This is a genomic window from Bombilactobacillus folatiphilus (assembly GCF_023380265.1).
In the GTDB taxonomy this organism is placed as follows: domain Bacteria; phylum Bacillota; class Bacilli; order Lactobacillales; family Lactobacillaceae; genus Bombilactobacillus; species Bombilactobacillus folatiphilus.
The window spans coordinates 1370953-1384073 of sequence record NZ_CP093366.1; the positions used below are offsets into that span (position 1 = coordinate 1370953).

Sequence of the window (13121 nt, forward strand, 5' to 3'; positions counted from 1 at the left end):
TTTTATTCCCCCAAGCGTTGACTTAAAGTCAACTCGAACTATTATACTAACATTAATTCTGATTATTGTAGCAAAGGAGTGTCTTAAATGAACATTTTAGAATCCACTTATCAATTAAATAATAGTGTGCAAATTCCTCGATTGGGCTTTGGTACTTGGCTAGTTGACAACCAAAACGTCGCCGACGCTGTGCAAAGTGCTATGGAAGCTGGTTATCGGCTCATCGACACCGCGCAAGCTTATGGCAATGAAGCGGGCATTGGGCAAGCACTGAAGCAAACTCAACTCAATCGTTCTGAATTATTTATTGCCACTAAATTAGCCGCCGAAATTAAATCTTACGACCAAGCTCAAACGGCCATTGATAAATCCCTGACCAGACTGGGGCTAGATTATGTTGATTTGATGATTATTCATAGTCCCCAACCTTGGGCCGATTTTCGTAATGGTGAACATTATTTTGAAGGTAATTTAGAAGCTTGGCGGGCATTAGAAAATGCTTACCAAGCTGGTAAAATCAAAGCCATTGGTGTTTCTAATTTTGAACGAGTTGATCTCCAAAATATTTTGGATAATGGTCATGTCAAACCTGCTGTTAATCAAGTTCTAGCCCATGTCAGCAATACTCCATTTGAGCTAATTGATTTTTGTCAACAAAACGATATTTTAGTCGAAGCTTATTCACCCATTGCCCACGGCGTGGTCTTAGCTAATCCGACCGTCCAAGCTTTGGCCCACAAATACCAAGTAGAGCCAGCGCAATTGTGCTTACGCTATTGCCTGCAATTAGGCTTATTACCGCTACCCAAATCCGAAAATCCCCAACATATCCAAGCCAACACACAACTGGATTTTGTCATTAATGACTCTGATCTGGAACAATTAAAACAAATGGCGCCGATCAAAGATTATGGCGCTGCCAACCAATTTCCGGTTTATGACAAGGGAATTTAAAGACGGTGTCAAAAAGAACGTTTGATGTGAATCTAATCATTAAACGTTCTTTTTATAGACTATTATTTTTTCTCATCAATCAAAACGGTGCCTGTTGGCGGGTTCTGTGATAAAGCGCCGACAATCGGATGGGGTAGATACAATTCTTCTAAATAAGCTTGATCTGCTGGCGTAAGCGACAACTCTAATGCCGAAACGGCTTCATCTAAATGTGACAACTTGGTCGAACCGACAATCGGTGCCGTGACCCCCTTGCTCCACAACCACGCCAAGGCAATTTGGGACATTGTCGTATGATATTGTTGAGCTAATTCACTAACTCGTTGCACGATGCGATAATCTTGATTTTTCGTCTTATCATATTTACCCATGGCCACCCGGTCCGTTTGACTGCGTAAAGTATCTGTTTGCCACCCCAAATGACTTAAATGACCGGCTGCCAACGGACTATACGGCATCAACGACACCTGCATTTGTTGACAAATCGGAATTAACTCCCGCTCATCTTCGCGATAAAGTAGATTATAATGATTTTCCATTGTCTGAAATTGCGCCCAACCGTGGTCTTTAGCAACCTGTTGCATCTGCATAAATTGATAACCATACATTGCTGAAGCCCCGATAGCGCGGACTTTTCCCACTTTCACCAAATCGTTTAACGCGGACATGGTTTCTTCAATTGGCGTCTCATAATCAAAGCGATGAATGATGTATAAATCTAAATAGTCCGTGCCTAACCGTTTAAGCGTTCCCTCAATTTCGCGATTAATTGCCGCCTTCGACAATCGTCCCGGATTAAAATAAACTTTAGAAGCAATCACAACTTGTTCCCGCGCGACATTCTCTGTGAGCGCCTGTCCCAAATATTTTTCACCAGTACCTGCCGAATAAGTGTTAGCGGTATCAAAAAAATTAATCCCTAACGCTAGCGCATGCTTAACCACTTGCCTACTTTGTTGAGCATCTAGCGTCCAGTCATGCATCGTCTTGGGCTTGCCTAAACTCATTCCACCAAAACAAATTTTAGAAACCTTTATATTCGTTTGACCCAACGTTGTATATTGCAATACTATCCCTCCCTAGTTGCCTTTATTGTAGCTCTTCAAGTTAACTTGAACACAAGGAAAATCCTGAATTCCATCATTCTAAAAAAATAGACCGCTACGAATTTCGTAACAGTCTATTTATTAATTAAGCCATCTATCGGATTTGAACCGATGACCTCCACCTTACCACGGTGGCGCTCTACCTGCTGAGCTAAGATGGCAATTGAGCACCTATATATATTAGCAAAATAATTCTTGTTTGCCAAGCCCAATTTATTATCTCTTAAAATGCTTCGATAATTTCCAAAATACCCGCCATAAAGAAATAAACAGCGGCAAAAACCACAATCAATACAGTGGCCATCATAGGTTCAAATAACAAAATAATGCCCGCAATAATACTCAAAACAGCCAAGATAATCACCAACCAATGATAACTTTTGCCAGCCAGATGATACAATGGCGCAATGCTCAACTCAGCAATCCCGTCAATAATGAACCAAAATGCAAAAATGTAGATTAATGTTGGCACTGCCACACGCAGATTGAATAAGAAGACAAAACCCAAAATAAGATCCACAATCGCCGAAAAAATCAGCCAGCCGGTTCGCTTGTTTAACCGTTTATGAAGCTGATAACTCAACCATAGTTGATAAATTCCGCGCAACAATGCAAAAATACCGATAATCACCACAATCGACAACAAACCCGTTAATGGGTGGCTCATAATCAAATATCCGACATACAGAGAAAAAATCCCAATTATTAAACTTAAAAAATCAAAGCGACCTGTTCGCATTCCACCAAACTCCTCATTTATACTTACAAAATTAAATTGCACGTTATTCTGAAACACTTTATACTAAAATGGTATCTTAAATCGGAAGGGGTCGCAAGCATTTGTCACCGAGCCAAGAAAACTATCTTAAAAACATCTTTGAATTACAACAAAGTGCCCAAAAAGTAACCAATAAAAAATTGGCCAACATGATGCAGGTTAGCGCTCCTTCGGTGACCGAAATGTTGTTAACTCTGAGCCAGAATGGTTATATTGAGCATACACCGTATAATTCCATTGAACTAACGGATACTGGGCAACAACTGGCTGAAAAATTGGTTCAGAAGCATCGACTTTGGGAGGTTTTTTTAGCAAACAAATTACATTATGCTATCACTGATGTCCACCCCGAAGCCGACGCTTTAGAACATTCGACTGATGAACGATTGGTTCAAGCTTTAAATCATTATCTGGATTATCCGCAAAAATGCCCGCATGGCGGCATCATTCCCGGCAATGGTCAAGGTGAAAGCGATGATGACGATTTGATTTTGGCCGAAACTATTCCACCAATGCAGGTCAAAATTGTCCGCATCTTAGATAACCATGAATTTTTAGCCTATTTTAGCGGCTTAGGTTTAGAATTGAACCAAATTGTCACTGTCAAAAAACGTTCTAGCTTTGATAACTCGGTTTTGGTAGAAACCAAAGAGCACAAACATATCTCGCTGAGCCATGAGGCCGCCACTTATATTTTTGTAGAACAATGTTAAAAGACCTCGCCAGATTGTGGCAAGGTCTTTTTTACTTCTGATAACGAGCTTTCATTTGTAAATTCAAAATATCTTGATAAAACGCCGCGTAACAAGCAGCTTTATACGGCGCCACATACAGATTCGTTAATCCTAAAGTCAATAAATTCAATAAATCCCAACCTAAAAAACTCAGATCCAGCATGAACAAACGGAATTTATGACCATGCATCATTTTCCAACTATACCACAAAGTCTTAAAAGTTTGCTTCCACGTAACTTTTTGACTTTGCGTCAAATCCATCAAAATCAAATAGGTTAACCGCAATCCGTAACTAAAGTACAGACCGAATAACCAAAATAATTGCAATCCCAATTCAAACACCAAGTAATAACTCAGCCATAAGACAATGACGCGCAAAAAATACGGTCGTGAAAAAACTTGTAAACTAGCGCTAATCTGAGCTTGCTGCGGTTTGACGCGTCCTCGCAATTCGTCTAACAAACAAAAACTCACGCCAATGCTGACCAAAGCATACGCCAATTGTCCTTCCAAACTATACCAAAAAATTTGTGGACTATTAGCCAACGATTTTTGAATCCAAGTATACAGTTGTTCATAATTCAGATTAGCCGGCATTTGATTCAACAAGTTCGTCGCCATTTGCATAATAAAATAAAGTAAAAACATCAAGACTAAGGTGGGAATCAAACCCATCACCCACCAATTTCTGGGATTTCGTCCTAAGGTCTGGCGAGCTTGCTTTTTTAATTCATAAATTGTTTTTGGAAATTGCAATCTCTTTTCTACCCGATCTTTCTTTGACTAATGTTGTACACGCACTAAAGTATACTTCTTCTTACCTTTGCGAATAATCACAAACCGACCATCAAACGCCTGTGTAGGATCTAATTGGTAGGCCACATCTTGTTGACGTTGACCATTAACATAAATTGCCCCATTTTGAATATCTTCACGTGCTTGTCGTCTTGACGGCTCAATTTCGGTTTGATCCACTAAAAATCCAACTAAATCACACGAACCACCTGCATAATCCACAGAAGGTACCGAACTGAAGCCTTGTTCAATTTCTTCAGTGGTCAAACTTAACACATCGCCCGAAAATAATGCCGCCGAGATTCGTTCCGCTTCATCCACAGCCGCTTGCCCGTGTACAAACTTGGTGACTTCTTGAGCTAAAACTTTTTGTGCGGTCCGTTGTTCCGGTTCAGTTGCCACTTGCTGGGCTAATTGCTCAATTTGTTCTTGATCCAAGAAAGTGAAGTACTTCAAGTATTTAACCACATCACGATCATCGGTGTTGAACCAGAATTGATAAAATTCGTACGGACTAGTCTTCTTGGGATCTAGCCAAATCGCGCCACCTTCAGTTTTACCAAACTTCGTGCCATCGGCTTTTAACAACAATGGCACGGTTAAACCGAATGCTTTCGTCTCATTACCTTCAATCCGGTGAATCAAATCAATGCCCGCCGTAATATTGCCCCACTGGTCGCCACCACCAATTTGGAGTTGAACATCATGTTCACGATATAAGGTCAAAAAATCGACTGCCTGTAAAATCTGATAAGTAAATTCCGTGTAAGAAATCCCCACTTGTAGTCTAGAAGCGACAATCTCTTTGTTCAGCATTGTATTCACGTTGAAAACTTTACCGTAATCACGCAAAAAACTTAACAAATCAATTTTGGATAACCAATCATAGTTATTCACAATCTCAAAGTTTTCTGTGCCAAACAAATTAACCATCTGTGCCGTTAACGCAGTTTGATTCTTTTCCACTTGATCCATCGTTTGAAGCACCCGCTCCGCCTTTTTCCCAGACGGATCGCCAATTGCACCTGTGGCTCCTCCAATCACAATCACCGGTTTATGGCCCAACAGTTGAAACCGTTTCAGAATCATAAACGTGACTAAATGACCAACATGCAGAGAATCACCCGTTGGATCAACACCACAATATAGAGCAATCTGATGATCCTGAACATATTCTTTGAGTCCTTGTTCATCGGTCTGTTGATTAATAGCGCCACGCCAGGCTAATTCATCAATAATATTCCGTTTCATAAGCTCGCTCCTCCAAAAAAGTTATTTTTTCTTCCTATTATACAGATTTTTCTCAATTGTGAAACGGGGACGTTGCTTTACTTCACTAAAAATTTTGCCTACATATTCACCAATCACACTAATGCAAATTAATTGTACGCCACCTAAGGCCCAAATCGAAATCATCAATGACGACCAGCCAGTCACTACTTCGCCACGAATTTTTTGGACGATTGTATATAATAATAATAAAAAGGCCACCAACACAATCGAAAAGCCCAAGCCCATAATTAACTTAATCGGTGCAATCGAAAATGAGGTAATGCCATCCATAGCTAGGCGTAACATCTTGCGCAATGGATATTTGGATTCACCGGCGGCTCGCTCTTGGCGCTGAAAATAGACTTTGGCGCTGGAAAAGCCCACTAACGGTACTAATCCTCGCAAAAACAAGTTACGTTCGGGATAAGATAATAACACCTGCACAGCTTGTTGGCTCATTAATCGAAAATCGGCTGCATCAGGAATCATTTTGACCCCCAGCCAATTCATCAATTTATAAAACAGTTCAGCTGTCCCCCGTTTAAAGCGACTGTCTGTCGCCCGATTATTGCGGACCGCATAGACAATTTGCGCACCTTCCGCAAATTTTTGAACCATTTCCAGAATCACTTGCGGATCATCTTGCAAATCTGCATCAATAGAAACCACCAATTGCGCATCTTGTGTCGCACTCAAACCGGCCAACAACGCACCTTGATGCCCAAAATTGCGACTCAATTTAATCCCTGAAACATTGGGATCTTGAGCACTAGCCTGCTCAATCAATGACCAAGTTTGATCAACACTGCCATCGTCAACGAACACCAATTGACTATCCGAACTAACCTGACATTGATCGATCAATGTCAACAAAACCTGTTTGAGCACCGGCAAAGATTGAGGCAAAACTTCTTGTTCATTGTAACAAGGCACCACAATACTTAGTTTGTTAGCCATCAACTTTTTGCTCCTTTATCGTCAATCCCTTTAGCAAGCCCGTAGCCGCAATCATTGCCAAAATTGGAATAAATTCGATACGATAGCGACCTTGCACCTCAATCAACAATTGCGCGCACGCATATGCAAACAAGGGCAAAACCAATAATCCAAAATTCCTCGACCAGTGTCGTCGCAATAAGACAATTGCCCCACAAAAGACGGCACCAATTTCAATCACCGTAACTCCATAAGCTAGACTCGTTAGGCGATCAACTTGTTTAGGCGAATGATTGCGTTCAAACAATGAAAATGAAATCGTATTGGAGGGATTCGACCACAAAACAAAGAATTTTTTGACAAATAATTTGAGCCACAAATGATTTTGATTCAAATCTTGAATATGCTCTTGGGTCACCCGCTGTTCTTTTTTGAGCATCGTTTGCCGACGATCATGCAAATTAAATTTTTGACGTACCGCGTTATCATAAGCTCCCGCGCTAGGGTAATTCAGACCCATCACAAATTTCCATTCACTGTCGCGATTACTCAAACCGTATTCATTGAGACCTGACAACTTGACCGCGCTCGACAAACTCACTAAAACCAACCAGTAGACCACAATTAACCCCGCCAAATGTCCTAAAGCTTTGCGCCAGTCAGGCTGTTGCCAACAACGAAAGACGAGCCAAAAAACGACAATGCCTGCTAAAAAGACAACACCCAACGGACGCAACACGTTGCCCAAAGCCAACGTAATGCCCGCTGCTAGCCAGCTAAACGGTCGTTCGTCAATAATCAAAATGAATGTCAATAAAAATAAAATCAATGCTAAATATTGACTGGTCACCCGGTTATTTAACGCCGACCATTCCAAATTAATGCCCACTAAAAATAAACTGAGACGACTCAGCTGAACTTTGTGAAAAACTTTTTGTGCTAAGACATATGTTAATCCCAGTACCACCAACTGTTGCCCAACTGTCAACAATTGAAACAGCCGCAGATTGGCTCCAAATAATTTCAAAAAACCAATTACATAGACTAAAAAGCCCGTCTGATAAGCCCATTTTGAAAAATAACTGTTATCCGTATGATAAATCGGCTGTCCGGCTACCGCCTGTTGCCCGATTTTCCAAAATTTCTTATAATCGCTCAATTGTTTGGTGGGCGTTTGATACAACCATAAGCAAAATAATATGGCAAAGATTCCTAATAAGCCAAGCACAATCCAGCGATTCATGCGCGGATTATCAGGAAATTTGATGAGCAGCCAACTAATTCCCAAAATCAAGACCGCTAAACAAAACCAGCTAGCGGGTAACAACCAACGATCCAAACCAATTTGAACTCGCCATAAGTGCCAGCTAGCTAAAAGAGCTCCAATGAACATCAAGGACGCAAACAGTACCAACGCCCCTTTTAAAATTTTAATAAAAAAAACTTGAATCTTATTTCTCATGCACTCTAATTTACTCCTACTTTTTGCAGGTAATCGGCTAATTTTGTCACTGCCAACTTAATTTTTTCCATGCTGGCAGCGTAACTAATCCGCAAATAGCCACTGCCACCTAAGCCAAAAAAACTGCCGGGCAACAACGCTAATTGTTCTTGTTCTAACAATTCATTGGCCACCACCACATCATCTTGGTTAACCTGCGCTGGTAATTTCATGAACATATAAAAGGCTCCCTGTGGTCTAGAGGTCGTAATTCCCAATTCTTCCAGTTGTTGCTGCAAATAATCGCGCCGTCTTTGATATTCAGCTTTCATCGCTTGCGGATCATCTTGTCCCTTGGTCAAAGCATCGATCGCCGCATCTTGCATGGCTTCTGGCAACGAGGTCGTCACTAATTCATGCACATGTAATAAATGTTGCATGACATTTTGGGGACCACAAACATAGCCGACACGCCACCCCGTCATCGCATGGGATTTGGACAAACCGTTCATCAAAATTGTCTGTTCTGGCAATAATTCTGCAAAACTGACGTGTTGACCCGCAAATGATAATTCACTGTAAATTTCATCACTTAACACAAAGATCTCAAATTGTTTCAAAACTTGGGCTAAAGCGGTTAATTCTTGGCGATTATACGTAACACCCGTGGGATTATTCGGATAATTTAAAATAATTGCTTTCGTCTTAGGATGCTGCTGGAGCAACTTTTGTAAAGCCGCTGGATCCACCCGAAAATCTGTTTGTGATGTATTTAAATAAACCGGTGTCGCTTGATTCAACAAAATATCTGGCTCATAGATAGTGAAGCAAGGCGTCGGCAAAATCACCTCGTCACCCGGATTCAAAATGGCCGTCAAAGTGGTAAAAACACTTTCCGTGACGCCAATCGTCGTCACAATTTGGGTTTGGGGATCATAATGTAAATTATATTTCTTGTTCAAAAAAGCCGCAATTGCTTGTGTTAGTTCCGGTTTACCTTCTGGAATCGTATAGTGCATACCTTCATGCAAAATTGCCTGACTTGTTGCATTGCGAATATGTTCCGGCGTCAAAAAATCCGGCTCACCCACGGTCATATTGATCACACCAGGTGTTTGATTAGCTCTAGCGTTAAATAAAAAAATATCTTGCGGTTTTAACTTCAAAGCATTGGTGTTCATCTTAGTTTCTAAATCACTCATCTTGTCTGCGTCCTTTCAGTTAATCCCAATTTATCTGTACTGTAAGCCTCTATTATACAGCTAAACTAAAGATCAAGACAATCACAATCAAGATAGCGTTTGTAAAAAGTTAAAGACCCATTGATTGAATAAATCTGGTTCTTCCAAATGCGGCAAGTGCCCCGAATTTTCAAAAATGTGTGCGGTACTCGTTGGCGCTTTGGCCTGACAAAAATCTAAGTAACCGGGCTGCCAAATAGGCGAATGCAAACTGCCTAAAAATAGCTGCGGCACTGGACTAGTGCTTACTACATCCCGCCAATCCTGCAGCAAATGATCCGTCAATAACGGCGCATTCAATGCATGACTAAAGGGGTGTGCTTGGCGCTGTTTTTTCAAAGATTGCCACACCTCAGTATTCACTTGGCCCCAAGTCATTTTGGTTAGCGCAATCTGTTTTTGCTGCTGGCGTACATTTTCCCAGGTCAAATCCAGCGCTCCGTAAGGCCAATTAACATTATTGAGCGTCAAAGGTGACTCATCAACATCCACCATCGCCGCCAAACGTTGATAACCAAACAACGATTCATATGCCCAACAAACTCCCGCTCCCATGGAATGCCCAATCAAAACTGTTTGCCGCAAGTCTAAAGTGGCAATTAATTGCGCACAATCCACAGCTAAACGGGCGATTCGCAAGTTTTTCTTGGTTCGAAAAGATTGCCCATGATTACGATGATCCATTGTCACAACTTGATAACCTCGTTCCACAAAAAAAGGCACCTGTTGTTGCCACTCTAATTGACTACCGGAGTAGCCAGCTAGAAATAACAACGGTTGCCCGTTTCCTTGCACATGATAACTTAATTGCACCCCATCATTCGTGGTTAATTGCATCATAAACTCCCCTCTAATAACGCAAAGTAAATTGTCAAAATTAATAAATCCGCACAACCGCCTAAACTCAAATTACGCTGAATAAAGCTTTGATTCAAGTCAGTTAAAAAATCTTGGCCCGCTGAACTCCTTGCTCCACCTAATGCAAAAAAGTGTTCCACTTGTTGTTTGATCCATGGCAAAACCGCAACTGATTGCGCCCGCTTGATCAAATTGGAATCAGCCGTTTGCGCCGCTAGAAACATCAATGTGTTTAACAAACGTTGCTGTCGGTAACCGGTTTGTCGGCGTAAAAAAGGTAGCGAACCTTGCACCACACTCGGAAAACCCGCTTCGGCTTCCCCACGCACACCAGTCATTCCATATTGCCGATATTGTTTTTGCCCTGCTGTCAAAGTTTGTGAAAAATCGGTCGTCTGCTCATTAAAATCATGTTTGGTCAAACCTTTCAACATATTTCGAACCACTTGTTGAACACCCAAAACGGAAAAGTCGTGTTGCTGACAATAATATGCGGTGGCGCCGACAGCAATCCCTAAGGAAAAAATCGCCCCCTTATGCGTATTAACTTGGTTAGTCGCCAAAAACATAGTCTGTTCAGCATCTTGCCCCAATTGACGTAATTGCTGAAACAATTCCCACAAATCAGTGCCTGCAAAAGTCTGCCCAGCTTGTCCGGCTGCTTGAAAATATGGTAATAACGAAACTGCACTATTCATAAATGTGAAAATATCCATATCTTGATGTGATCCAGAGTCTACCGGGTCCACTAGGCCCGGCTTTGGCCAAACGATCACTTCGTACAACAAAGCCGTTTGCGCGGTTTGGGCAAGTTTTTGCGCCGCGATCAACTTTGAGCTCCAAAATATTCATGATAATATTGATCGATCGCAGATTTTAAATCATCAATCGAATGCGTTTGATTACGGGCACATTGCTTAGCCGGGCGACCACAAACGTAACATTTTCGTGGTGGTAGACCCAAATCCGTACGCGATAATTGATTGGTGACTGACTGTCCTAAAACATCCACATCAAATAACCGACCTAAAGCAAATTGTTCTTCAAATTGAATCATTTGGCGCTTCACTAAGACAACATTTTCGGCAATGACCATAAAGCATTCTGGACCTGTTAAGCGGCGCAAATATTGTTTCCAAAAAACTAATGGTAAGTCGGCCACTCGACAAATTCTTTGGATTTCTTTGACACCCGCTGTAAAAATCTGTTGAATCTCCTCGTTGGTCTTGATTTTTCCCGGAATATTTAATTTAATTCCTAAAACTACATCCATGCGATAATCGCTCAAAAGTCGTTGCTGCTGGTTAGCACGCCAATCCTTATTATGCAAAATAGCAATAATCGATTGTTCTTTTCCATGATCCAGTATGGTCATTTTTACATCCTCAATTAATCTCCTGACAACAAAACCCGAACAGCCTTGGGCTATTCGGGCAATAGTGTAACATAATATTTTGTCAGCGCAAATCACAATTTCATCAAATCTAGCTAATCTTTCACAGCATTAATTGCATCAATAATTGTACCATCACGATATTCCACTAAGGCCACCGTTTGATCGGTAAATTCTAATGGTTGAGCTTGACCAACAATTTGTTGAGCTTTTTGTTGTAATTCTTCAATGGTATAGAGCGCCAAGTTCGGCACTTGTTTGAAAATATCCAGTAAATCTTGCCGTTGTGGATTAACTGCAATCCCAGCTTCAGTAACTAAAACATCGACCGAAGCACCTGGAGTGACCTCCGTGGTTACTTCAGGAACAACTGTTGCAATTCGCCCACGAACTAATGGCGCACAAATGATCGTTAATTTGGAGGTAGCGGCATCTTGATGTCCACCGACAGCCCCACGAATCACACCATCCGAACCGGTCATAACATTGACATTAAAGTTCGTATCAATTTCTAAGGCTGATAAAATGGACACATCCAATTGATCAACCATAGCACCTTTATTAGCAGGGTCAGCATACCAAGAAGCATCAATTTCTTGTTGATTTTTATTGGCGTGCATTGAAGCAGCTGCACCCTTGTCAAAATCTTGAACATCCATAACCTTAGAAACCAAACCTTCTTCAAGTAAATCAATGGTCGGTTTGGTAATGCCACCTAATGCAAAGGAAGCTTTGATATTTTGATCGAGCATTGATTGACGTAAAAAGCGCGTGACAGCTAAAGCAGCCCCACCAGAACCGGTTTGGAAAGAGAAACCTTCTTTAAAGTAAGGTGAATTGACAATCACATCATTAACCATCTTGGCAATTTTTAGTTCCTTCGGATCTTTGGTAAAACGAGTTGCGCCGGAACCAATTTTATCAGGATTACCAACTTGATCAACTTTGACGACGTAATCAACTTGTGTCTGTTTGATCGAAGCGGGCGTATTAGGATACGGCTTCAATTCATCAGTGATCAAAACGACCTTATCGGCATATTGAGCATCCATCAATGCATAACCCAAGGAACCAAAAGCCGCTTTGCCGTCCATTCCATTGGCGTTACCCATTTCATCAGCATTGGGAACACCTAAAAAGGCAACGTCAATCTTAATGGAACCTTCTTCAATGGCACGAGCCCGGCCACCGTGGGAACGGAAAATAACTGGATTTTTCAAAGCTCCATGTGAAACAGCTTCCCCCAAGGAACCTCGCATTCCTGACGAGGTAATATTAGTCACAACGCCCTTTTCAATCGCTTCGACAACAATATCGTTCATGACATTGGTTAAAGAAGATGGTGCTAATGTCAAATCTTTATAACCAGCATCGATAATCAAGCGCATGACTTGATTAAAAATATAATCCCCTTCACGGAAATGATGGTGGAACGAAATCGTCATTCCATCTTTAACCGTTTGTTCAACGACTTCTTGTAAAGAAGATGCCAATTTGTGTTGACCTGTCGTGGCCGTCACTTTCGGTGCCGTCCGTTGAATCGTCGGTTCACCAAAATCTGTTGATGCAAATGGTTCTTTGTCTAATTTTTGCATTACATCTGTGGGTAACT

Annotated in this window: 13 protein-coding genes and 1 tRNA gene; 2 read left to right on the forward strand and 12 right to left on the reverse strand. The window is 41.3% G+C overall.

The genetic code is table 11. The features are described from left to right. Window positions 1-93: 93 nt before the first annotated feature. Window positions 94-954 carry an aldo/keto reductase gene (locus MOO45_RS06930; RefSeq protein ID WP_249515188.1) on the forward strand — a complete coding sequence of 287 codons (861 nt, stop codon included), beginning with the start codon at window positions 94-96 and terminating at the stop codon, window positions 952-954. A gap of 62 nt (window positions 955-1016) precedes the next feature. Here MOO45_RS06930 and MOO45_RS06935 read toward each other — a convergent pair whose 3' ends face one another. From MOO45_RS06935 to MOO45_RS06945, 3 genes are all read right to left on the reverse strand, one after another. Beyond that, window positions 1017-2021: an aldo/keto reductase gene (locus MOO45_RS06935; RefSeq protein WP_249514186.1), complete on the reverse strand. Its 1005-nt coding sequence runs from the start codon at window positions 2019-2021 to the stop codon at window positions 1017-1019. A 127-nt stretch (window positions 2022-2148) separates the two neighbouring features. Beyond that, window positions 2149-2221 (reverse strand) — tRNA-Thr (locus MOO45_RS06940). Window positions 2222-2283: 62 nt separating this feature from the next. Beyond that, on the reverse strand, window positions 2284-2799 hold the full coding sequence (locus MOO45_RS06945; RefSeq protein ID WP_249514187.1) for an HdeD family acid-resistance protein: 516 nt from the start codon (window positions 2797-2799) through the stop codon (window positions 2284-2286). Window positions 2800-2900: 101 nt separating this feature from the next. Here MOO45_RS06945 and MOO45_RS06950 point away from each other — a divergent pair, with 101 nt between their 5' ends. Next, window positions 2901-3551: a metal-dependent transcriptional regulator gene (locus MOO45_RS06950; RefSeq protein WP_249514188.1), complete on the forward strand. Its 651-nt coding sequence runs from the start codon at window positions 2901-2903 to the stop codon at window positions 3549-3551. 31 nt (window positions 3552-3582) lie between these two features. On the opposite strand, the gene MOO45_RS06955 is transcribed toward MOO45_RS06950, so the two are convergent. From MOO45_RS06955 to citF, 9 genes are all read right to left on the reverse strand, one after another. After that, on the reverse strand, window positions 3583-4329 hold the full coding sequence (locus tag MOO45_RS06955) for a DUF975 family protein (RefSeq protein WP_249514189.1): 747 nt from the start codon (window positions 4327-4329) through the stop codon (window positions 3583-3585). A gap of 27 nt (window positions 4330-4356) precedes the next feature. Then, on the reverse strand, window positions 4357-5619 hold the full coding sequence (gene tyrS, locus MOO45_RS06960; RefSeq protein ID WP_249514190.1) for a tyrosine--tRNA ligase: 1263 nt from the start codon (window positions 5617-5619) through the stop codon (window positions 4357-4359). Between the two features lie 21 nt (window positions 5620-5640). After that, window positions 5641-6597, reverse strand: coding sequence for a glycosyltransferase family 2 protein (locus MOO45_RS06965; protein ID WP_249514191.1), 957 nt, complete (start codon window positions 6595-6597; stop codon window positions 5641-5643). After that, the gene (locus MOO45_RS06970; RefSeq protein ID WP_249514192.1) at window positions 6590-8038 is read right to left on the reverse strand and encodes a hypothetical protein; all 1449 of its coding nucleotides are present in this window, start codon (window positions 8036-8038) and stop codon (window positions 6590-6592) included. Before MOO45_RS06970 ends, MOO45_RS06965 begins: the two co-directional genes overlap by 8 nt. Window positions 8039-8043: 5 nt before the next feature. Next, complete coding sequence (locus MOO45_RS06975) at window positions 8044-9219, reverse strand: aminotransferase class I/II-fold pyridoxal phosphate-dependent enzyme (protein ID WP_249514193.1); 1176 nt, start codon at window positions 9217-9219, stop codon at window positions 8044-8046. Between the two features lie 87 nt (window positions 9220-9306). Beyond that, the gene (locus MOO45_RS06980; RefSeq protein WP_249514194.1) at window positions 9307-10098 is read right to left on the reverse strand and encodes an alpha/beta fold hydrolase; all 792 of its coding nucleotides are present in this window, start codon (window positions 10096-10098) and stop codon (window positions 9307-9309) included. Then, entirely contained in the window at window positions 10095-10943 is an 849-nt protein-coding gene (citG, locus tag MOO45_RS06985) for a triphosphoribosyl-dephospho-CoA synthase CitG (RefSeq protein ID WP_249515189.1), read from the reverse strand. The genes MOO45_RS06980 and citG overlap by 4 nt, the downstream gene beginning before the upstream one ends. Further along, complete coding sequence (citX, locus tag MOO45_RS06990) at window positions 10943-11491, reverse strand: citrate lyase holo-[acyl-carrier protein] synthase (RefSeq protein ID WP_249514195.1); 549 nt, start codon at window positions 11489-11491, stop codon at window positions 10943-10945. The genes citG and citX overlap by 1 nt, the downstream gene beginning before the upstream one ends. 113 nt (window positions 11492-11604) lie before the next feature. Next, window positions 11605-13104, reverse strand: a complete 1500-nt coding sequence (gene citF / locus MOO45_RS06995) for a citrate lyase subunit alpha (protein WP_396022430.1) — start codon at window positions 13102-13104, stop codon at window positions 11605-11607. Window positions 13105-13121: the final 17 nt, after the last annotated feature.